The 21,647-nt window shown below is 68.3% G+C and carries 20 protein-coding genes and 1 tRNA gene; 11 read left to right on the forward strand and 10 right to left on the reverse strand.

The window, feature by feature from the left end:
* The first annotated feature begins 64 nt into the window (after positions 1–64).
* Positions 65–137 (forward strand) — tRNA-Lys (locus VHU88_12965).
* 206 nt (positions 138–343) lie between these two features.
* Positions 344–694, forward strand: a complete 351-nt coding sequence (locus VHU88_12970; protein ID HEX3612590.1) for an LLM class flavin-dependent oxidoreductase — start codon at positions 344–346, stop codon at positions 692–694.
* Between the two features lie 67 nt (positions 695–761).
* Here VHU88_12970 and VHU88_12975 read toward each other — a convergent pair whose 3' ends face one another.
* On the reverse strand, positions 762–3,479 hold the full coding sequence (locus VHU88_12975; protein ID HEX3612591.1) for a LuxR family transcriptional regulator: 2,718 nt from the start codon (positions 3,477–3,479) through the stop codon (positions 762–764).
* Positions 3,480–3,612: 133 nt separating this feature from the next.
* Between VHU88_12975 and VHU88_12980 the strand changes: the two genes are divergently transcribed.
* Entirely contained in the window at positions 3,613–4,440 is an 828-nt protein-coding gene (locus VHU88_12980) for an alpha/beta hydrolase (GenBank protein HEX3612592.1), read from the forward strand.
* Between the two features lie 23 nt (positions 4,441–4,463).
* Positions 4,464–5,312: an alpha/beta hydrolase gene (locus VHU88_12985; GenBank protein ID HEX3612593.1), complete on the forward strand. Its 849-nt coding sequence runs from the start codon at positions 4,464–4,466 to the stop codon at positions 5,310–5,312.
* Positions 5,313–5,818: 506 nt separating this feature from the next.
* Here VHU88_12985 and VHU88_12990 read toward each other — a convergent pair.
* Positions 5,819–6,661, reverse strand: a complete 843-nt coding sequence (locus VHU88_12990) for a LysR family transcriptional regulator (protein HEX3612594.1) — start codon at positions 6,659–6,661, stop codon at positions 5,819–5,821.
* A gap of 91 nt (positions 6,662–6,752) precedes the next feature.
* Between VHU88_12990 and VHU88_12995 the strand changes: the two genes are divergently transcribed.
* The 4 genes from VHU88_12995 (at position 6,753) to VHU88_13010 (ending at position 11,190) form a co-directional block, all read left to right on the forward strand.
* On the forward strand, positions 6,753–7,226 hold the full coding sequence (locus tag VHU88_12995; protein HEX3612595.1) for a nuclear transport factor 2 family protein: 474 nt from the start codon (positions 6,753–6,755) through the stop codon (positions 7,224–7,226).
* Complete coding sequence (locus tag VHU88_13000; protein ID HEX3612596.1) at positions 7,175–7,960, forward strand: NAD(P)-binding domain-containing protein; 786 nt, start codon at positions 7,175–7,177, stop codon at positions 7,958–7,960. Before VHU88_12995 ends, VHU88_13000 begins: the two co-directional genes overlap by 52 nt.
* Positions 7,957–8,886 (forward strand): NADP-dependent oxidoreductase, encoded by a 930-nt coding sequence (locus VHU88_13005; protein HEX3612597.1) that lies wholly within the window; start codon positions 7,957–7,959, stop codon positions 8,884–8,886. Before VHU88_13000 ends, VHU88_13005 begins: the two co-directional genes overlap by 4 nt.
* A 627-nt stretch (positions 8,887–9,513) precedes the next feature.
* A complete protein-coding gene (locus tag VHU88_13010; GenBank protein ID HEX3612598.1) occupies positions 9,514–11,190 on the forward strand; it encodes a glutamine--tRNA ligase/YqeY domain fusion protein in 1,677 nt (558 codons plus the stop codon).
* Between the two features lie 21 nt (positions 11,191–11,211).
* On the opposite strand, the gene VHU88_13015 is transcribed toward VHU88_13010, so the two are convergent.
* The 7 genes from VHU88_13015 to VHU88_13045 all read right to left on the reverse strand — a co-directional run bounded on the left by VHU88_13015 (position 11,212) and on the right by VHU88_13045 (position 18,714).
* Positions 11,212–11,784, reverse strand: coding sequence for an NAD(P)H-dependent oxidoreductase (locus VHU88_13015; GenBank protein ID HEX3612599.1), 573 nt, complete (start codon positions 11,782–11,784; stop codon positions 11,212–11,214).
* A gap of 10 nt (positions 11,785–11,794) precedes the next feature.
* Positions 11,795–12,577, reverse strand: coding sequence for an acetoacetate decarboxylase family protein (locus VHU88_13020; protein ID HEX3612600.1), 783 nt, complete (start codon positions 12,575–12,577; stop codon positions 11,795–11,797).
* A gap of 6 nt (positions 12,578–12,583) precedes the next feature.
* Positions 12,584–13,537, reverse strand: a complete 954-nt coding sequence (locus VHU88_13025) for an ester cyclase (GenBank protein HEX3612601.1) — start codon at positions 13,535–13,537, stop codon at positions 12,584–12,586.
* Complete coding sequence (locus tag VHU88_13030; GenBank protein HEX3612602.1) at positions 13,534–14,442, reverse strand: SDR family NAD(P)-dependent oxidoreductase; 909 nt, start codon at positions 14,440–14,442, stop codon at positions 13,534–13,536. Before VHU88_13030 ends, VHU88_13025 begins: the two co-directional genes overlap by 4 nt.
* Positions 14,443–14,503: 61 nt before the next feature.
* Positions 14,504–15,052: a hypothetical protein gene (locus tag VHU88_13035; protein HEX3612603.1), complete on the reverse strand. Its 549-nt coding sequence runs from the start codon at positions 15,050–15,052 to the stop codon at positions 14,504–14,506.
* 114 nt (positions 15,053–15,166) lie between these two features.
* Positions 15,167–15,790, reverse strand: coding sequence for an NAD(P)-binding domain-containing protein (locus VHU88_13040; protein ID HEX3612604.1), 624 nt, complete (start codon positions 15,788–15,790; stop codon positions 15,167–15,169).
* A 173-nt stretch (positions 15,791–15,963) separates the two neighbouring features.
* Positions 15,964–18,714, reverse strand: coding sequence for an AAA family ATPase (locus VHU88_13045; GenBank protein HEX3612605.1), 2,751 nt, complete (start codon positions 18,712–18,714; stop codon positions 15,964–15,966).
* 352 nt (positions 18,715–19,066) lie between these two features.
* Between VHU88_13045 and VHU88_13050 the strand changes: the two genes are divergently transcribed.
* Positions 19,067–19,498: a tautomerase family protein gene (locus tag VHU88_13050; protein ID HEX3612606.1), complete on the forward strand. Its 432-nt coding sequence runs from the start codon at positions 19,067–19,069 to the stop codon at positions 19,496–19,498.
* Entirely contained in the window at positions 19,498–20,118 is a 621-nt protein-coding gene (locus VHU88_13055) for a PaaI family thioesterase (GenBank protein ID HEX3612607.1), read from the forward strand. The genes VHU88_13050 and VHU88_13055 overlap by 1 nt, the downstream gene beginning before the upstream one ends.
* 87 nt (positions 20,119–20,205) lie before the next feature.
* Here VHU88_13055 and VHU88_13060 read toward each other — a convergent pair whose 3' ends face one another.
* Positions 20,206–20,652, reverse strand: coding sequence for a hypothetical protein (locus tag VHU88_13060; GenBank protein ID HEX3612608.1), 447 nt, complete (start codon positions 20,650–20,652; stop codon positions 20,206–20,208).
* Between the two features lie 150 nt (positions 20,653–20,802).
* Here VHU88_13060 and VHU88_13065 point away from each other — a divergent pair, with 150 nt between their 5' ends.
* Positions 20,803–21,624: a slipin family protein gene (locus tag VHU88_13065; protein ID HEX3612609.1), complete on the forward strand. Its 822-nt coding sequence runs from the start codon at positions 20,803–20,805 to the stop codon at positions 21,622–21,624.
* The last annotated feature ends 23 nt before the right edge of the window (positions 21,625–21,647 follow it).

Raw genomic sequence — 21,647 nt, forward strand, 5'->3', positions numbered from 1 at the left:
GCCTGACCGACTCGGCGCAGCCTGTCCCGACCGGAGGGCTTGGCCAGATAGTCTCGATCCGGTCGGGCCGCTAGCTCAATTGGCAGAGCAGCGGACTTTTAATCCGCGGGTTCGGGGTTCGATCCCCCGGCGGCCCACCCCTGACCTGCGGTTTTGTCAGTACTGACCCCATCGTGGGACTCCTGTAAACCAGTGTGCCTGCGAACTGATTGACATCACGGAGGGTGAGGTCACCTCTGACAGGACATCCCACCGGCAAGGTCGCGATAGCCACGCAGGAAACCGCTGACAGTGCCTGGAATCGCGAAGCAGCGAATACCTGTTCCGCAGCTTTGACGCCCCGATCGTCTCGTTGGCCTACGCGCTGGTGCTCACCAGTCGTATCCGCCTGGGCACCGTCTCGCTGATGTTGCGGTTCGCGCGGGCGATGTTGGCCAAGCAACTGGCCAGGCTGGACGTGCTCAGCGGTGGACGCCTCGGTGTCGGGGTGTCCCTGGCTGGTCGAAGACGAGCACGCCGCTGCCGGGACGCCTTTCGACCAGGCGAGTGCCCGATTCGAGGAGTACGTGCAGCAGGGATCGCGTCGTGGACCAGCATCCCGATGGACACTGAAGTCGTCACGCCGGCGCCCGCCGAGGCCGCCGTCCGACAAGCCATCGACTTCCTCGCCACTGTTCTCGGAACCCGCAGCTGATCCACATGGCCGTCGGGGATAGGCCGTAGCGAAGCGGGTCCCGTCCGCGGGGGCCCGCTGCCCGGCATCACGTGCCCAGAGCGTGGCGGAGTTGACGGCGTGAGGTGACGTCGAGCTTTCGGTAGACCTTGCGGAGGTGGTAGTCGACTGTGCTGGGGCTGAGGAACAGCCTTCCGGCGATCTCCGCATTGGTGCCGCCCTGAGAGGCGAGGAGCGCGATCTGCGCCTCCTGTGGTGTCAGGTCACGTCGGGTGGACTCGACTCGCTTGCGTGCCTGTGCGCCCGTGGCGGCAAGTTCTGCTCGGGCGCGCTCGGCAAAGGCGTCGGCTCCCATCCGCACGAACATGTCGTGGGCCGCGTACAGCTGAGTGCGGGCGTCGAGTCGTCGCTTGTGGCGGCGAAGCCACTCCCCGTAGAGCAGGTGTGCCCTCGCTGTTCGCAGGTTTCCCCGGCATCGGGAGAGGTGCTCGATCGCCTCCTGGTACAGCGTTTCCGCCTGGCTTGGTTCGGCGACCAGCGCCCGCGCCAGGGCCAGCAGTCCCAGCGCGATCGGAGTGCCGTTCGGGACGGCGCGGGTGGCGAACTCCTCGGTGGCCCGGGTCGCGGTGGCATGTTCTCCGCATCGGGATCCCGCTTCGATCAGGTCCGCGAACGCGACGACGTTGAGGAACGGGTTGTCCTGGTAGTTCTTCGTGGCGCTGGCAAAGGCCGCTCGATAGTTGCCGAGACCCAGCTCGAGCACGGTGAGCCCGTAGTCGACGAAGAGGAGCATCCAGCCCTGACCCTGTTCGGCGGCGAAGCGGGCGACGTCCGCTGCTTCGGCGCGGGCCTCGGTCTCGTGCCCTCGCCAAGCCAGCGCAACGAGCCCCAACGCGTCCGATGGTCTCCCGATGACCGCCATGATCTGGGCCCGCTCGGCGAAAAGCGTCCGGGCAGTGACCAGCGAGCCGTCGAGCAGCTCGGACATGGCCAGGAACAGCAGCCCCTGAGCGAGGAGGACCAACGCGCCCTGGGCGCGGGCGCTCTCTACCAGGCGGGCAGCCAGCGTATGCAGTCCCTCATCATCGCCGACTGCGCCGGCCGCCCAGCATCCGATCACCAGCCATTGCAGGGCTTCGGGGGAGTCCGAGTCGTCTGCCTGCAGGGCGGCGATGGCCTGGCGGAGAAGTGGGACCGCGGCTGCGTGCCCGTCGAGGAACAGCGCGGTGTAGCCGTCGAGAAGCAGGTCGCCGACCGTCAGCGGGCAACCGGCGGGCAGCGGCATGGCGCGCGCCGCGCGAGCGACATCGCGCTCACTCTCTCCCATGGCCGTGAATCGTCCGGTGACCCGCGCCGCCCACAGCGCCTCGAGCATGGTGGCGCGGGCCAAGCGGATGTCGAACGGCTCCAGGGTGCGAGCCGCGTCGACCAGCACGGCCGCGGTGCCCGGGGCGTGTCCCAGGGCGTATCGGATCGCACCCTGCAGGCGTTGCGCCTTCGCTCGGTGCAGCGGATCGCCGAGGTGAGAGGTCTCTTCGAGCAGCAGTTTCGCCCGGGCTGGTGAGCCTCCGGTGAGATGGGCGCGTGCCGCGGCCAGTACCCGCTCGGCGCGTCGGGCAGCGTCCGGGGTCAGCTCCGCCGCCCGGGCGAGGAACGCCCCCGCCCCGGAATAACCGCCCCGCGCCCGGGCCCGGTCTGCGGCGTGCTCCAATTCGGCGGCCACCGCTTCGTCGGGGCCGATTGCTGCAGTCGCCAGATGCCAGGCCCGACGGTCGGGATCCCGGTCGGGATCCGACGCCGCCGCGAGGGCCTCGTGAACGCGTCGGCGGTCGGCGGGCGACGCGCCGCTGTACACCGCGGACCGAATCAGGGGATGCCGGAACCTTGCCTGGGGGTGCATCTCGAACACGCCGTTCGCTCGGGCCGGCTCGGCCGCATCCGGGGAGCCTCCCAGGCGCAGGGCTGCCTGCGCCACCAGCCGGGGATCGCCTGAGGGCTCGGCCGCCGCCACCAGAAGCAGAGTCTGGGTGGCCGGCGGCAGGGCGCGGACCTGGCGCAGGAAATGCTCCTCTAGCCGGCGGCTGAGCGGTAACGGCTCAGGCCGCAGTCCACGTTTCGAGAGTTCCTGAGAACTCAGCTCGCCGACGAGCTCGATGATCGCCATCGGGGAACCCTGCGTCTCCGCCACGATCCGCATCGCGACCTGGCGATCGAGCGGGCCGTCCGCGACCGAGGCCAACAGACCGAGCGCGTCGTCCTCGGGGAGGCCCCGGACAGGAAGCTCGGGTATCCCTTGCAGGAGCAGGCGGCCGTCGACGGCCTCGCGGGCCCCGAACAGCAGCACGACGCCTTCGGCGTACAACCTCCGGCCCACCAGGGCGAGCGCCTCGAGGGACTCCTGATCGAGCCACTGCGCGTCGTCGACCACGCACAACAGGGGCCTCGTCGCTGCGGCGTCGCCCAGCAGCGACAGCGCGGCCAATCCGACCAGGAACCGATCCGCCGGCGCGGCGTCGACGAGCCCGAAGGCGGATCCCAGGGCGTCGCGTTGACGCCGGGGCAGCTTCTCCCGCGAGGCAAGGAAGGGGATGAGCAGCCTGTGCAGTCCCGCGAAACCCAGCTCCATCTCGGACTCGACGCCGGCTAGCCGGGCTACCTGGAAGTCGTTTGCCGAGTTGACCGCCCAGTCGAGAAGCGATGTCTTGCCGACGCCGGGATCCCCCCGCGCCACCAGCGCGGCGCTCAGTCCCTGGCGAGCCGCGTCCAGGGCTCGATCCAGGGTTTCGCGCTCCTCAAGGCGATCCATGAGCGGCACGCGCCGAGGCTACGCGTTTCGGCAACCGCCCCTCACTACGCGGTCACGGGGATTCGAACGCGACCCATCCCCGGTGAGGCTCGGACCAACGAGATTTCACTGCGGCCTTAGGGACAAAGAGACCATGTCTGCCGACCACGCCTCGCGTCGCAAGCGATCCACGTTCGGCCGCCTCGGCCTGGTCACGGCCCTGCTCGCGCTGACCCTCAGCGGCGGGAGCATGGCGAACGCCACAAATGCAAGCACCGACGAGGCGAGGCCCACGATCGTTCTGGTCCATGGCGCGTTCGCCGACGCATCGGGCTGGAACGAGGTCACGAAGCGATTGCAGGCCGAGGGCTACCCGGTCGTCGCCCCTGCGAATCCCGAACGCGGGCTCCTCATCGACAGCGCCTATCTGAGCAGCATTCTCAGCACGATCGACGGTCCCGTGGTCCTCGTCGGCCACTCCTACGGCGGTGCGGTCATCACGAACGCGGCCATCGGGCACCCCAACGTCAAGGCGCTGGTCTACATCGCCGCCTTCGCGCCCGATTTGGGCGAGACCGTCGGCGGGCTCGTGCTGAAGAACCCGGGCAGCGGCCTGACCCCGGAGAACCTGGTCCTACGGCCCTACCCGGTCGGGGTCGACGGCTACATCAGCCCACGCGTCTTCCACGAGGTGTTCGCCGCCGACCTGCCCGCCGAGACCGCCGCCATCATGGCCGCCGGCCAGCGACCGGCGGAGACCACAATCCTGGTGACGCCGTCCGGGTTGCCGGCGTGGCGGACGATTCCGTCCTGGTACATGGTCGCCGCTGACGACAAGACCATCCCGCCGGCTACCGAACGGTTCATGGCGCAGCGGGCCGGCGCCACAACGGTCGAGATCCGCTCCTCGCACGTCGCGATGATCTCCCACCCCGACGCCGTCAAGAAGCTGATCGTCGACGCCGCGAAGACCGCGCACTGACCCCGACGAAGGAGACGAACTTCATGACAGTGATCACCGAGTACGAAGAGAGCCAGATCAACGCCGCCAACGCCTCCGGCCTTACTCCGGTGCTGTTCGTCCACGGCCTGTGGCTGCTCGCGAGCAGCTGGGACCGGTGGCGGAGCGTCTTCGAGGACGCCGGCTACACGACCCTGGCCGCCGAGTGGCCCGACGACCCGGACACGGTCCAAGCCGCGAACCAGCACCCGGAGGTGTTCGCCCACAAAACGGTGGGCCAGATCGCCGACCACGTGGAGGATGTGATCCACAAGCTCGACAAGCCACCGGCCGTGATCGGTCATTCCTTCGGCGGGCTGCTGGCCCAGATCCTCGCCGGCCGCGGCCTGGTCAAGGCCACGGTGGCCATCGACCCCGCACCCTTTCGCGGGGTACTGCCGCTTCCCATCTCCGCTCTGAAGTCGGCGTCGGTGGTCATCGGCAATCCCGCCAACCACGGTCGCGCCGTCCCACTGACCTACGAACAGTTCCGCTTCGGCTTCGCCAACGCGGTCAGCGAAGAAGAGGCGCACGAGTTGTACGCCGCCTTCGCGGTGCCGGGCTCGGGCGTCCCCCTGTTCCAGGCGGCGACCGCGAACCTCAACCCGTGGACGCAGGCCAAGGTGGACACCAAGCACGCCGACCGCGGCCCCCTGCTCATCCTCTCGGGCGACAAGGACAACACCGTGCCCTGGGCCATAGCCAACGCGTCCTACAAGAAGCAGGCCCGCAACCGGAGCGTGACCGAGATCGTGGAGATGCCCAACCGCGGCCACTCGCTCGTGATCGACCACGGCTGGCCGGAGGTCGCCGAGAGGTCCCTCGAGTTCGTCCGCCGATTTGTCGCAGCGTGATCGTGGCTGTCACATTCCTTGTGTGAGCAGCCGCGGTACCTGTGCGGCCCGCCGATTGAGCCCATGCCGAGGAGTGCTTGACAGATGCGCTCGCCCGCGAGCCCGCGAATGCGTCATTCACGCTCGCGGAACCTAACTGCCAGCGGTGCCCCGGCGTGATTCGACCACCCGACAACCCGCTCTCTACTGGAGACGAAGGGCGGGCCATCGACACATCGAACGTGCCGGCCATGGGCCGCCACCGGCTCGTGTCCGAGCTGACGCGGTCTCAGACAGCACCAGGGACGCCCACGACCAGGACCGTCGGCACGCGTTGACATCACGCGGACTGGTCCGACGCTGATCGCGCGGCATTCTTAATCCGCGGGTTCGGGGTTCAATCCCCCGGCCCACAGGCGATTGAGCCTCCCGAGCCGATTGAAGCCTGTTGACCAACGCAGCGAGGAACACCTGTGACTTGCGACAGCGCGAGAGTGCCCGGGCTCGTCCCTGGCCTTGTCAACCGATCAGCCGGCGGCAGCGCCGCGCGTCTGCTGCGACGACATCTGTGCCCGCTCGAGGCCGGGCCGCCGCGCCAGATCGAGGAGGTCGGCTATCCGCGGGTCGTGGGAGTCCGCCGGCCACGCCAGCAGGAGGTCCGACGGCGCAAGACCGGTTACCGGCACCGCCCGGACCGCGGAACCCAACCGTTCGACGACGCTGTCACCGACCACGACGATGAGCTTGCCGAGTGCCACTCGCTCGACCAGCTCGTCGATGCCGACGCGAGGGCACTCCGGTCGGTAGGCGGGATCGCGACGGAGCAACGCAGGCGTGAGCCGGCTGCGTGTGGCCCATCGGTGCGAGTCGGGTAGCAGCGCTACGGGATTCTCCACACCGACGTCGGCCGAATCCAGCCGGCTGACGTTCTCGCTCGCGCACAGCAGCGCGACATCGGCCTTGCCCTCCCGCACGGCGCTCGCCTGTCGACGGGTGAACACGACGTCGATACTCCCTGTGCCGTGGCGGGTCTCGTAGCGGCGATGCAGCTCGCGCAGCACACCGGACCCCGTGCCCGGGGCGGCCGCCACTCGCAAGACCCCTTGCGCCGTGCGCACCCGCTCCATCGCCAGGTCGACCGCGCGCAGCGCGGCGTAGGCGTCCGGGAGGAACCGTGCACCGGCGGGCGTGAGCTGGACGCGACGGCTGGTGCGCTCGAAGAGGGTGACCCCCAGCTGCCGCTCCACTCGGCTGATGGCGCGCGACAGCGGGGGCGATGCGATGCCCAGACGCTCCGCAGCACGGGCGAAGTGCAGCTCCTCCGCCACGGCCACGACGTATTCCAGCTGGCGAACTTCAAGGCGATCCATACCCGCAGGGTAACGATGATTGCCGACGACGGCATCGCGCTACCTGCCTGTTGTCGCCGATGGTGGTCCTCCACGACGACAGGAGACCACCGTGACGACCGAGACCGAGATCAGAGAGATCGTGTCCCGATACACCCGCGCTGCGGACCGGCGCGACGGCGAGGAGCTGGCGAAGCTCTACGAGGCCGAGGCAGTCGTCGAGGTCCACTACCGCGGGCCTGACGGGATGGAGTTGCTGGGAACCCTCTCGGGAGGAGCGCAGATCGCGGCGGCGATGTCCACGGCGATGGCGCCGCACCCGCCCCTGGGCTGGAGCCACCACACCACCTACGACCATCTGGTCTCCGTCGACGGCGACGACGCCGGCATCGAGACGCAGTTCATCACCTTCGACGTCGTCGGAACCGAGAAGCCCGAGGCTGGCTGGCCCGCCGGCACCTTCGGCGCCCAGGGCGCCATCACGCCCATCGAGTCCGGGTACTACCGCTTCGCCTTCCGTCGGACCGACGGCGCATGGCGCATCAGCCATCAGGACGTCATCCACGACATCCCTTACGTGTTCTGATCACCGGCACTCGACCTGGAGGTTTCGCAGGCATGGCAACACTTGGACTCATCGGCAGTGGCAACATCGGCAGCACCCTCGCCCGTCTGGCGGTCGACGCCGGCCTGAACGTCGTGCTCAGCAACTCGCGAGGGCCGCAGACGCTTTCCGTCCTCGTGGCCGAACTGGGGCCGCAGGCCTGTGCGGCCACTCCCGCGCAGGCGGCAGCGGCCGGGGACTGGGTCGTCGTGACGATCCCGGTCAGCGCTGTGGGGACGGTTCCCCAGGAGCCCCTCGTCGGCAAGACGGTCATCGACACCGGCAACTACTTTGCCCCGCGTGACGGCACCATCCCGGAACTCGAAGCGCAGGAGCTCACCGATAGCGAACTGCTCCAGCGGCACCTGGCCGGGGCGCACGTCGTGAAGGCGTTCAACAACATCAACTACAAGCACCTCCGGGCCCTGCCGCGCCGCGAGGACGCGGCGGACCGCACCGCCCTGCCGATCGCGGGCAACGACCCGGGCGCGAAAAAGCAGGCCGCCGAATTGCTCTCGCTGCTCGGGTACGACTCGGTGGACATGGGGCCGCTCACCGAAAGCTGGCGCTCACAAGTGGGCACTCCGGCCTTCTGCGCGCCCTATGCGGTGACCAAGGACGACCAGTACTTGAACCAGCCGGCCGCTCCCGCCTCCGCCGAGGAGATCCGCGCGGCACTGGCGTCGGCCGACGGTCTTCGCCGGGGCGTGAGATGAAGGCGATCGTCTATCACAGCTACGGCGGCCCCGAGGTCCTCGAACTGGCCGAGGTGGCACCCCCGAAGGTGAACCTCGACTCTGTGCTCGTCCGTGTGCACGCGGCGGCCGTCAACCCCGTGGACCTCGCTCTGCGCGGCGGATACGGCGAGGCCACCGTCCCGACCTACTTCCCCGTCATCCCCGGCTGGGACATCGCCGGGGTCGTGGAGCAGGTCGGCATCGGCGTCGGAGAATTCAAGCCAGGCGACGAAGTCATCGGCTACGTCCGCACGAGCGTCGCCCACCTGCACGGGGGCTACGCCGAGCAGGTCGCCACCGAGCTCCACACTCTCGCGCCGAAACCTGCCGATCTGTCCTGGGAGGAAGCGGCCGCCCTCCCCCTGAACGGACTCACCGCGTACCAAGCGGTCGTCCGAGCTCTCGACGTGCAGGCCGGGACCACGCTGCTCGTCCACGGTGCGGCCGGCGGCGTCGGATCCATCGCGGTCCAGATCGCCGTCGCCCGTGGCGCCACCGTCATCGGCGTCGCTGCCGACAACCACACAGAGATGCTCCGTGGCCTCGGCGCCCATCCGGTCAGCGACGCCGCCCCCGCGCTCGAGCGGATCGCCGGCCTCGCACCGAACGGCGTCGACGCGGTGTTGGACACCGTCGGCAATGGCACCGTGCGCGCCATTGCCGAAGTCATCGGGTACGACGCGACCCGCTACGCCTCGGTGGTCGACTTCGCCGACCACCGAGCCACGCCGGTGCTCGCCCGACTCGTGCCCGAGGACCTGCACGCGGTCGCCGACCTGGCCGCCCGGGGGCTGCTACGTCCCCGGGTCGGAGTCGTTCTCCCGCTCAGCGCCGCCGCCGAGGCGCACGAATTCGCCGCCACCCGCCATGGCAAAGGCCGCATCGTCCTACGTGTGATCCCGTGAAAGTTGGCGCTAGGCGTGGGTGGTGCGGAGGTGTCCGATGCCAACGTCGAGCGTGGCCTTAAGCCGTGTCAGCAAGACAACTCGTTGCCTTGAGGAAATCCTTGATGTCGTTCTCGAGCCGGCTGTAGCGCGACAGCGTCCGGGTCAATTGCGGCCGCGGCCGAACTTAGCCCCACGAACCCGACGACGGCGGACCTGCTGAAGGAGCTCGACTCCTTCAAGGGTCAGAAGTGGATCGCGCTCGGGGGCCTGGGCGGGCCTCGCACCTTCACCGAAGGGAGCACGCCGAGGGTGCCCTACCCCGCTCCGCTCGCCGGCGGGGGCTCCTGTGCCTCTCCGCGTTGCGCGGCGGGCAGAGCGGCTAGGCCCGGCGCAATGACTATGAATTTGACTATGAAACAGGGTCGAACACGGCGACCACAGCCGACGGATCGACGACGAAGGTGCAGGTCAGCCAACTGTGGTCGACCCGGGCGAGCCGTTTCCGCCCAATTTCTAATTTGCGGGTTCGGGGTTCGATCCCCCGGCGTCCCACCCCGACCGGTGTATGACTTCGGCTGATCCTTGACGGATCGTCGTCCACCCTCCCGTTGCAAGTCTGTCCGCCGGGCCTGAAAACATGACCGAGTGAACGCCGACCCCGACGCCGGCTCCGCGCCGAGCGACTTCATCCGCGACCTGATCCGCCGCGACCTCGCGAGTGGGAAGTACGGCAACCGGGTGCAGACGCGCTTCCCGCCGGAGCCCAATGGCTACCTGCACATCGGGCACGCCAAGAGCATCTGCCTGAACTTCGGCATCGCTGCGGAGTTCGGCGGGGTCTGCAACCTGCGCTTCGACGACACCAATCCCGAGGCTGAGGACCATGAGTACGTCGAGGCGATCCTCGCCGACGTCGCCTGGCTCGGCTTCACCCCGGCCAACGTCTTCTACGCCTCGGACTACTTCGGCCAGCTCTACGACTGGGCAGAAGTGCTGGTGGGCAAGGGTCTGGCCTACGTCGACGACCAGGACGGCGACACCATCCGGGCGCAGCGCGGCGGCTTCGGCAAGCCCGGCATCTCCTCGCCTTACCGCAACCGCGACGCCCGAGAGAACCTCGCCCTGCTCCGAGGCATGCGCGACGGGGAATTCGCCGACGGCTCACGCGTCCTGCGCGCGAAGATCGACATGCAGGCGAGCGTCATGGCCCTGCGCGACCCGGTGCTCTACCGGATCCGCCGGGTCGCGCACGTCCGCACCGGGACCGACTGGATCATCTACCCCACCTACGACTGGGCGCACGGTCAGTCGGACGCGATCGAGGGCGTGACCCACTCGATCTGCACGCTCGAGTTCACCGACCACCGGCCGCTCTACGACTGGTGCCTGGACCACCTCGACCTGCCGCGGGAGCGGCCCGAGCAGACCGAGTTCGCCCGCCTCGGGCTGACGCACACCGTCATGTCCAAGCGTCACCTGCGCGCGCTCGTCGAGGACGGCACGGTCGACGGCTGGGACGACGCCCGGATGCCCACGCTGCAGGGCATGCGGCGCAGGGGGTATCCGGCCTCGGCGATCCGGGAGTTCGTGACGACGCTCGGGGTCGCGAAGACCAACACCACGAGCGAGATCGAGTTCCTCGAGTCCTTCGTCCGCACCCACCACAACGCGCACGCGCTGCGCCGGATGGCCGTGCTGGAACCGCTGAAGCTTGTCATCACCAACTGGCCCGAGGGTCATGTCGAGCACGTCGAGCTGGTCGAGAACCCGGAGGATCCGGCGGCCGGCGTGCGCAGCGTGCCGTTCAGCGGCGAACTCTGGATCGAGCAGGACGACTTCAAGCTCGACCCGCCGCCGAAGTACTTCCGGCTCGCGCCCGGCCGGGAGGTCCGGCTGCGGGGCGGTTACTTCGTCACGGCCACCGACGTGGTCACCGACGCGGACGCCCATGTCACCGAGGTGCGATGCACCTACGACCCGCAGACCCGTGGCGGATCCGCGCCGGACGGCCGGAAGGTCAAGGCCACCATGCACTGGGTGAGCGCGGCGCACGCGGTCGACGTCACCGTGCATCTGTACGAGAGACTGTTCGCCGACTCCCGGCCCGGCAGCGACGGCACCGAACCGACCGTGAACCCAGGCTCGCGCCGCACGATCGTGGGTGCGAAGGCCGAGCCCGTGCTGGCCGACACCAAGCCCGGCGACGTCGTGCAGTTCGAGCGGCTGGGCTACTTCGCCACGGACCTGGACACTCCCGGCACCTTCCACCGCACCGTGGGTCTCAAGGACGAGTGGGCGAACATACAGAAGCGCAACGGGTGAGTGCCCTCCCCGTCGGCAATGTCAGGCCAGGGCGGGTTTGCTCCGCAGCGGGGCCAACGCCGTGGTCCACCTGACGACCTGATCCAGCATCGTGTTCAGCGCCACCAGGTTGTAGGTGCCGGGCTTGAAAACGCTGAAGTTCTCGAACTCGGTGCTCATGGACAGCGTCACTTGGGCGCGGACGTCGGCCACGCCCAAGGCGCCTGCCACAAGACGCAGGTGCTCGACCGCCCGCGCACCGCCGGCGCCCCCGTAGGACACGAACCCCATGGCCTTGTCGTTCCACTCGGCGTACAGGTAGTCGATCGCGTTCTTCAGCGCCGCGGGCACGCTGTGGTTGTACTCCGGAGTGACGATGACGAACCCGTCCAGCGAGGCGATCTTCGCCGCCCACTCGCGGGTGTGGTCGTGCTGGTACTGGCCGGACGAGGCAGGCATCGGCTCGTTCAGAAGTGGCAGTGGGTGGTCCCGCAGATCGACCAGCTCGTACACCGCGTCCCCGCGCCCGGCAGCCTCCTGATGTACCCAAGTGGCGACCTGCTCGCCCACGCGGTTGGGTCGAGTGCTGCCGATGATGATGCCGATCCGTGTCATTAGAGAACCCCTACGCGCCGAGGGGATAGGTCTGGGTGGGCCGGCGCAACCGGAATCCGGAGTTGTAGAACGCGACAGCCTCGACGGCTCCGACGATTGGCAGCTGATGCAGCGGTGTAAAGGCAGATGCACCGGTGAACATCAGCGAGCCGTCGCCGGACCAGATCTCCCCGGAGAAGAATTCCAGCGCCGAGGGCACAAGCTCGCACACCGCCAGGAGGCCACCGGACACGGCTGAGCCGAAGACCCGAAGCCCTACGGCTTTCACCACCCGCGGGGAGTCCGTGCTGATTTCGCCGACCCACTCGCTGGGCCGGAAAATGCCTTGCGCCAGGGTGACGCCGGCAGGTCGGGACAGGCGCGCCGTGACGAGCCCGTACACGTTGGACTGGTTCATATCGAAGTCGATCTCGCCCAGCAGCTTCGGGTATCCTTCTCGCTCCCGGCCGGCCAGCATTCCTCGTTCATTCGAGATGAAAATGTGCGGGACGAATCCCACTTCTTCCCCGCGGAATTGCGCGTGGATGATGTGGATGTATTCCCGAAACGAGCCCACACTGCTGAATCCGTAAGACAGGAACATCACCGACACTTCGGGGTGATCGTCGATTTCAAGGTCGGCGGGCAGCAGTGCGGCTGCGGCATCCGTATGGGTGCGGTAGCTGAAGGTCACCTGGTTCACGCCTCGGAACGTTGCGTTCGTGAAGCTCAGGGGATCTGCATGTACCGGCATCGTTTGCGCGAGATTGTCCCGAGTCAACTTGCCACTGGTCGTCACGTCACTTCCCTCCATCAAATGTCATAGATCGTCGGGCAACAGCCCGAACGACTGATACAGACGGACGTAGTCGACGGTGTCCCAGTGCTCGACGGCGAGACCGTCCTCGATTCGGAAGAAGTCCACCGAGGTGAAGTCGACCGGGTGACCGCTTTGGGTGACGGTGCCGTCCCACACGCTGATCGATGCAACCCGATCGTTCTCGGCCACGACGTGCGTATGTACCGCGAGGCCGTCGGGCATCGCGCCGCGGCCGATCGCCCAGGCGTCGGCGAACCAGGACCGACCGTCCGGGGTCCAGCCGGTGTTCTGGATGTAGGTCTCGGCGACCCCGTCGACGTCCTCGGCCCGTCCGGTCGAGATCACGCCGCCGTAGAACCGCTGGCTGACGGCCCGCGACTCCTCTCGTGAAATGGGGCGTCCGCGTCTGGTTCCGAACTCGGTGCCGAGGCGTTCCTGGAATAGGCCGTCCGGCGATTCGGGGACCCCGAGCAGCTGCTGGAAGACACTCGCGACCCCGGGGACCGCCCCGATTACGACCAGGATCCGGTAGGTGTCCAACACCGACCAGTGCTCGACGATCTGATCCTCGCGCACGCGGAAGACATGCGAGGCGGAAGTCTGGATCGCCTTACCGGTCGCCGCCACCCCCGCGTACCCGCCGGTGTGCGTTCCGGTGATGATCGTGCGCAGCGCAACCAGATCACCCTCGACCAGCACACCGATGTTCTCGTGCACGTCGAACCGAATGTCGGAGAAAGATTCCCGGAGAGCGTCGTGGTAGCGCTTCAGCGCGGTGCGGCTGCGCGTGCCGTCGACGTCGTAGGACAGGAATGATCGAGCGAGTACTTCATCGAGACGATCCAGGTCCTGTTGGTTGACGGCATCGAAGTAGCTGCGTGCCAATTCGTCCGCGCGTTGTGCGGTCCGGGTTGCGTGAAACCCCTCAAGGCTCGTCCCGGCAGTGGTGGTCATCTGCTCGCCCCCTGGGCCTCCCCGGAGGGTTGTGCCTGCAGGCCGACGAGGCGCATGCGTAGGTCGTCGAGTTCCTCATCGGTCTGCTCGTGCACCAGCTTCAGGATCTCCTCGGCGTCCGGCCCGATCGGGACCCGGATGGGGGCCGGCTTCCGCTCGGCGGCCTCGATCACGCCCGCTGCCGCTGCCGCGGCGTCGAGGCCGCTGCTCTGCATGGCGTTGAACGCCGCGGTGAACGCCGCGAACGTATCGCCGTAGAGCTCACGCTGTTGCGGGGTCATCGATTCGGCGGCCCTCTTGAGGGCGGCTTCGGTTTTGGCCGGTCCGCCGGTTGCCATGTTGCCCGGCTGTGCCATCACGAAGTCCACTCCGAATGGCTTGAGCTCGCCGCGGTAAACGTCGGCGAAGGCCTCGAGCGCAGCTTTCGACGCGCTGGAGGGCCCATTGAACGGCAACGGCAGGCGACCGGTCATCGAGCCGATCTGAACGATCCGCCCGTGGGCCCTGCGAAGCGCCGGCAGGAAGGCATTGATCACCGCCAGGCTGCCGAACACATTGACCTCGAACTCGCGCCGGACCGCATCGATCGACAGGACCTCGAGCGGGCCCGGGGTCAGGATCCCGGCGTTGTTGACGAGCACGTCGAGGCCGGTCTTGCCCAGTGCGTCAGAGGTGTCCTCGGCCCAACGGCGTACAGCTTCCTGGTCGGTGATGTCACAGTTCGCCAGTTGAGCGAGGCCGTGCGTTGCGCGCTGCACTTCCTCGATCTCCTCCGGATTGCGGGCGGTGCCGAACACGCGGTAGCCCTTGTCCGCGAAGCCGATCGCGATCGCTCTGCCCAACCCGCTTCCGGCGCCGGTGATCGCGGCTGAGCGGGCAGCTGGAGTGGTCCTGGTGGTCGTCATGGGTGGGTCCTTCCGGCGGTGTGTTGAGCTGCCCGCGGATTGGGCGGCAGAGGGGACGCGCTCAGAGTTGTTCGATCGGCGCGAACCGGTAGACGTAAGGGCCCATGCCCTCGCTGATCGCGAAGATCACCTCGAGGAGCGCCTCCTGGCGGGAGGCATTCTTGAGCGGGCCCGTGTACACCGGGTCGTAGCCCGCGTCACGATTGAGTTGCTCGACGACCTCGCGCGTTTCCTCGTCGCCGCACCACAGGTTGCTCGGCTTGACCCGGGTCTCTCCCAGTCGGTTGTACAACGACGCGAAGTTGATGTTGAACGACTTCGCGGTCGGCCCTCCGGTTGAGGCCTTCACGAACTCCGCGTTGGAGTCGAATCCGTCCGGTGCGCCGACCCCGAACCGGTTGGTCGCGTCGATCACCGTCTTGCCCGCCAACCCGGTCAACCTGGGCAGCGCCTCGGCGATCGTTTCGCCCGGGACCGCCACCAGCACCACGTCGGCGTCGGCAACGTCGCCGCCATATCGACCGAGTCGCGTCACCTGATGGCCTGCGCGTTCCCACAGGTCGGCGAGGCCGCCGCCGACGTTGCCCTTGCCGAACACTGAGATCTTCATCGGCTTCTCCTTGGATTGTTTGGTCGCACGGTCGGGTGCGCTCGGGCCGGAACAGGTCGACGAGGGTCAGTCCGCCGCGGTCAACCAAGGAGGAAGCTGCGCCGACGCCATGTCTCACGTCAGGAGGGCGCTCCGGGCGCCGCCGAGGTCGAACACCTTGCCGCTGAGGTCCCCGAATGCCTCCAGACGAATCGCGGCGTCAAGGCCGCCTGCCTTCAGCGGGGTGAACCCGACTGCCGTGATCAGCTTCTCGACAGCGGTCTGCGCCTGTTCGTCATCGGTTGCGTAGAAGACCACGACATGTTCGGGGGTGTGATTGGTGTCCTGCTCCAGCACTTCGGCGTTGAGGGTCGAGAAGGCCTTGGCGTAGTGGGTTCCCGGCGCCAAGGACGCGGCGATGATCGAAGCTGCCGAGACGTCCGCGGGAAGGGTGCGGCTGAACTGTCCCTGGTCGGCGACGGCGATCGGGTTGGACGGGTCGACGACGACCTTGCCCACCAACTGGGACTTGTGTCTCTCGATCAGGGCGCGAGCGACGCCGAACCACACGGCGAGGATCAGGACGTCGCAAGCCTCGATCGCTTCGGCCGTGGTAGCGGCCGAGGCGAGGTGTCCGAGTTCCTTCGCCAGGGCTCGCGGTGGCTGCGTCGCCGCCAGCACCACCGGTTCCCCGACTGCGATCAGCGCTTCGGCCAGTGCCCTGCCGATGTTCCCGACTCCGATGATCGCGATGCTCATCGTCGTTCCTCCCCGTTCTCGGCGCACGTGGGTGCCCCGCTGGGTGCAGACGCGCAGAATCGCGGGACGATCGGGCGGGCCCAGGGGGTAATCCTTGCCGTCAGCGATGTGCCGGCGGCATCCGAAATATCCCTAGTCCAGATGCCCAGCGCGCCGGTCGCCCCGGCCCGCCGCTAAGCCTGGTCTCGGCCCGGATGGGCGGTTGCCTCCAGGGACCGGCGGGCCAGCTGGGTCCGTGTTCGCACGCCAAGTTTCCGGAACACCTTGTAGAGGTGGTATTCCACCGTTCGGGGGCTGAGGAACAGTTGACCAGCGATCTCCGGGTTGGTCATCCCTTCCGAGGCGAGCCGGGCGATCTGCATCTCCTGCGAGGTCAGCTGGTCCGGGCCGGCTTCGGCCGGTTTGGGGGCTCGGCCTCCGGCAGCATGCAGTTCTACGCGGGCACGTTCGGCGAATCCGACGGTGCCGAACTCGCCGAACATTCGATGGGCGGTCGACAAGTGTTCGCGCGCATCACGGTTGCGGCGTTCGCGTCGCAACCATTCCCCGTACAGCAGATGGGTTCGCGCCAGGTCCAGGCGCAACGCGGTAGGCCCGAGCAGGTCGATTGCCGACCGGTAAAGGGCATCGGCGACGGGCCCTTCGGCCAGCAACGCGCCCGACCGGTCCTGGACCGCAGCTGCCCAGGCCGTTCCGGAGGCGACGGTCCCCACGCTCAGGCGTTGCAGCGCGAGCTCAGCTTCCGCGGTCCGCCCGGTGCGCGCGGCAGCCTCGATGTACTCGACCGTGGCCCAGGGCGAGTACCAGAGCCCGAAAGGATCTTCGAGCGCTGCAGTCGCGGCGTCGAAGGCTTCCTCGTAGCGCCCGATCGCGTTGTGGAGCAGCGCCGACGCCCATTGCGTGCACGTGAGGCCCATGCCCTCGCCGCGGGAGGTGAAGTCTGCCGCGGCCGATCGGATCTGGGCAACCGCGTCGGCTTCGTGCCCACGCACGGCGGCCGTCACGAAGGCCGCGTAGCGCGCCGTCCGGACGTCGGTCGCGTCCGCGACCGCCTGCACCTGCTGGATCAGGGACCCGGCGGTGGCGATGTCCCCGGTGAACAACGGCACTCCGGCGCGGGTGCTCAAGGCGAGCGGCAGCACGGTAAGTGCACCCGCGTCACGCGCCATCTGGATCTGACGTGTGGTAAGCCAGTCCCAGTTCTCGTAATCCCAGATGAACGCTGCCGCTCGCCCGGCCAGCCAGGACCAACGCAGACCATCCTCCGCGTCCAGTGCGTCGCTGCGAAAGGCCGTCAGCGCCTGGCGCAGCGGTGGGGTACCCGCGGCCGGTCCCTCGGCGATGAGGTGCGCCAACCCTTCGAGCAGAAGGTCGCCGGCCCGCGGCGGGCTCACGGGTCGGGATGCGGCCAGCGCCGCCTTGGCGACGTCGCGGGCATTGGACCCGGCCCCGAGTCCTCCGGTGAACAGCGCCGCAGTGATGGCGTCCAGGTAGGTCTCCCGCGCCAGGACGGGGTCATGCCCTTCGAGGCGGCGGGCAGCCTCGAGCAGCAGCGACGGGGTTTCGCCACCTCGGCTCGACGCGAACGCCACACGAGCTCGAAGCACATCCGCCTGCGCACTCTGGAAGTCGTCCAGCGGCCCCTCTTGGGCAAGGGTCGTCAGTTGCAGTGCCACATCCAGCGCCCCGGCTTGCCGTTTGGCCTCGGCGGCGACCAGCGCTCGGCCCGCCCTCCTCGCTCGGTCGGGCGTCAGCTCGGTGGAGCGCTCCATGAAAGCCGCGGCTGCGGCGAATCCGCCGCGCGCCTGGGCCCGCCCGGCGCAGAGCTCCAGATCGCCCGCGACGGCCTCGTCCGGGCACCTAGTTGCCTGCGCCAGGTGCCACGCCCGGCGGTCCGGGTCGAGCGCCGCATCGGTGGCGTCGGCGAGTGCGCGGTGCGCTGCCCGACGTTCCTCGGGTGAGGCCGAACCGTACACGGCCGATCGGACCAGGGGATGGCGGAACACGATGCGCGCGGCGAGGTCCACAAGACCTGCGGTCTCGATTGCGGCCGCCGCCGACTCATCGATGCCCAACCGTTTGGCGGCGCGCCAGACCAGAGCGAGATCGCCGGTCGGTTCGGCTGCCGCGACGAGTACGAGACGTCGGGATTGTGCAGGGAGCTTCGTCAGCCGGCTCCGGAAGCTGGCTTCGATGCGGCCGCTGAGCGAGGTCGCCACGGGTAGCGCGAATCCGCCTGCCAACTGAGAAGGGCTAAGGCCTCGTGGCAGTTCGAGCAGGGCCAGCGGGTTGCCACGGGTTTCGGCCACGAATTGTTCGAGCACGCGCTCGTCCACCCGATCGGGCAGTACGGAACGCAGCAAGGTCATCGCGGGCTTTTTGTCCAGGCCGTGGATCACCAGCGCCGGCAGGCCGGCGGTTTCGTCGACGAGGGTTCGCGCTGCGAAGACGAATGCGATCGGCTCATTCGCCAGCCTGCGCGCGATGAACGCGAATGCTTGCGTCGACTCCCGGTCCAACCACTGGGCGTCGTCCACGACGCAGACCAGCGGGCGCTCCGCAGCCAGCGCAGAGCTCAGGGCAAGCACGGCAAGCCCGACCAGTAACCGATCCGGGGTGGCCCCGCTATCGAGCCCGAAAGCGACCTGCAGAGCCTTCCGCTGCGGGTCAGGCAGTTCCTCCAGGCCCGAGAACCCTGGTGCACACAATTGCTGCAGCGTCGCGAACGCAAGCTGGGTCTCGGCCTCGTTGCCGACCGTGCGCAGCACCCGAAAGTCCGAAGCGGCTGCGGCCGTGTAATCGAGCAGGGCCGTCTTGCCGATGCCGGGTTCTCCCTGCAGCACGAGGGCCCCGCCACGGCCGGCTCGTGCCTCGGCCAGCAGGCGGTCCAGCAGCCGGCACTCGGATTCCCTCCCGAGCAGCATTGCGGGCAGACTGCGCGAGCAAGCCTGGTTCTGGCCCGAATCATCGGCCGAAGCTCGACGGTCCTGGTCGCGCTCATCGATCACGTTCACAACATTACGGCGCGGTCATCGTTCGTCTGCAGTTCTGGTCCGGGCATTGTGGCCCGGCTCGGTCGGCTTCACGTCGGCGCCGTCCTCGGTGTCCATGCTGACGTAGCAGGGCAAGGCGCGCAGTGGCGCGCAGGGCACATCCCAGGCGTTCGCGGCAACAGCGGCAGGTCCTGGTTGTGCAGGTCGGCGCAGGTCACCGTGATCGCTCCCTGGGTGCGCGCGTAGCGTTGCCGGCCACCAAGAGCTCGAGGGGAGCACGACAATGCCGTTCTACCGCGCGACAGTTCCGCAGGGGTCCCTGTCCCGGGACCAGAAGCGCGAGCTGGCCCTGGCCATCACCGATGTCCACTGCGCTCGCACCGGCGGCACGCCACGCAAGTTCGTGCATGTGGTTTTCACCGAGTTCTCGACCGACGACGGTTTCAGCGGTGGTGAGCCCTCAACCGTGTCGATGATCATCGGCCTGATCCGCGCCGGCCGGTCGGAGGAGGTTCGCATCGGTCTGGTCACCGGCATCACCGATCGGTGGCGCGAGATCACCGGTCAGAGCAGCGCCGATGTGCTGGTCGCGTTGCACGAGGTTCGACCGCGCGACGCGATGGAGTGGGGCGTGCTGCTGCCCGAGGACGGCGCGGAGACCGCGTGGATCGCCGAGCACGACCTGGCGTTGACCCCGGCCACGGGCCGAGCTTGATGGAACGGCCCGGAGACGAACAGGGTCGAGCAGCACAACTGAGGGCGGCGGACGCGGTCCGCGCGCTGGCCGGCGCCCTCGTCGGGCACGTGAACGACGGACACGTTCTCAGCGACATCGCCGAGCGGATCGATGAACTGACGTGCCGTCTGACGTCCGGTGAACCGCGGGATCTGCGGGAGGCCTACCGCGCCTGGATCGCCGCCGGGAACAACCGGGCCTCCGCGATCCTCGAGCGGGCCGCGGGTGGCCCGGCCAACCCCACGGCCGTCCCGGTCGTCTGCCGCGCCTCGGACGATGGACTGGTCGCGGACGTGGTGATTCCCGCCGTCTTCGCCGGTTGGCCGGGTATGGCGCACGGCGGCGTGGTCGCGAGCATCCTCGACGACGTGCTGGGTCAGCTCGCCACGGCCGTGGGCGGGTTCGCGGCCACGGCCCGTCTCGAGATCGAGTTTCGCCGGCCGACCCCGGTCGAGCGGACCTTGCGCATCGAGGCCCGGACTGCCAAACGGGAGGGCCGGCAGATTTTTCTCTCCGGCTCCATCCTCGACGGTGCAACGGAGCTGGTCGCCGCGACCGGGTGTTGGTTCACCATCGACGGCCCGGGCTTGTTGCCCTGACCTGCGCTCAGTACCTGAACATGACGCTGCGTCAGGAGTTGTTCGACGTCACGACCTGAGGGTGAATCCGTCGGCGGGCGGAGGTCGTCAGTCGCGCTCGAGGACAAGCAGGAACTGCCCGCCGCCGGCATCGACGCGGGTGCGCGCGCTCAAATCCGGTGCCAACCGGGAGAGCCGGTCGAGCAACCAGAGGCCGGCCGCATCGGCCTCCTGGCGGGTGGGGCACCGGGCCACGACCTCGCGGCCGCCCTTACGTCGCAATCGTTCGACGGTGTTCACGATCGGTGCGGGGTCGATGACGAACAGGTCCTTCCCCCAGGGCACCACCGCGGCGATCGCGCCCTTGCGGGTGTTGCAGGCCCGGTGGGCCAGTCGTTCCGAACCGCCGGCGCCCTTCTTGCCCTTCTTGGGCTGCTCGCCCGCGTCGACGCTGGGCCCGCGGTCGGTGTTCACCGACGCGTTCCGGTCGACCGGCTCGTCGCACAGCCAGCAGCGCCAGGCGTCCCGCTCGCCGACCTCATCAAGGGTGCTCATGACCCCGACCGTTTCACACGCCATCCGGCGGCGTTCATCCCGTTGGTACGGCTCGGCCGCGCCCGGGGAATGCCCGGGCCGGTGCCGGGCCCGCTACTGGTTGCGGCGCAGGCCCTGGAACGGCCGCGCCGAATGGGCCAACCTTGGGTCATGACCACGCTGATCGTGCTCGCCCTGGTACTGGCCTCCTTGCTCGTGCTGTACGTGATGTTGGCGCTGCGCATCGTCAAGCAGTACCAGCGGGGGGTGCTGTTCCGGCTGGGCCGAGTGATCGGGGTGCGAGAACCTGGTCTGCGGGTGATCGTCCCACTCATCGACGTCCTGCACCGGGTGTCCCTGCGCATCGTCACGATGCCGATCCAGTCCCAGGGGATCATCACCCGCGACAACGTCAGCGTGGACGTCTCCGCGGTGGCGTACTACCGCGTCGTGGATCCGGTGAAGTCGTTGGTGGCGATCGAGAACGTCCGCGCCGCGATCGACCAGATCGCCCAGACCACCCTGCGCAAGGTCGTGGGTCAGCACACCCTGGACGAGACCCTCGCCGCGACCGATCGGATCAACCTCGACATCCGCGAGATCCTCGACGTGACCACGGTCGAGTGGGGTGTCGAGGTGACCCTGGTCGAGCTCAAGGACATCCAACTGCCCGAGAGCATGAAGCGCGCGATGGCCAAGCAGGCCGAGGCCGAGCGGGAGAAACGCGCGAAGATCATCAACGCGGAGGGCGAGTCGCTGGCTGCGGCCGCGCTGGGCGAGGCCTCGGATCTGATGATGGCTCACCCGCTCGCGCTCCAGCTGCGCACCCTGCAGAGCCTTGTCGAGATCGGCGCGGACAAGAACACGACCGTGGTCTTCCCGGCACCGTTGATGACCACGATCGGCGAACTCGGGGCCTTCCTCGCCCGCGAGGTTTCCTCTGCGACGGGCCCGGCGCCCGCGGTGGTTGACGCCAGTCCAACGGAGGGATAACCCGGCTCGACCCGCTGCCGGCT

The organism is Sporichthyaceae bacterium (assembly GCA_036269075.1).
In the GTDB taxonomy this organism is placed as follows: domain Bacteria; phylum Actinomycetota; class Actinomycetes; order Sporichthyales; family Sporichthyaceae; genus DASQPJ01.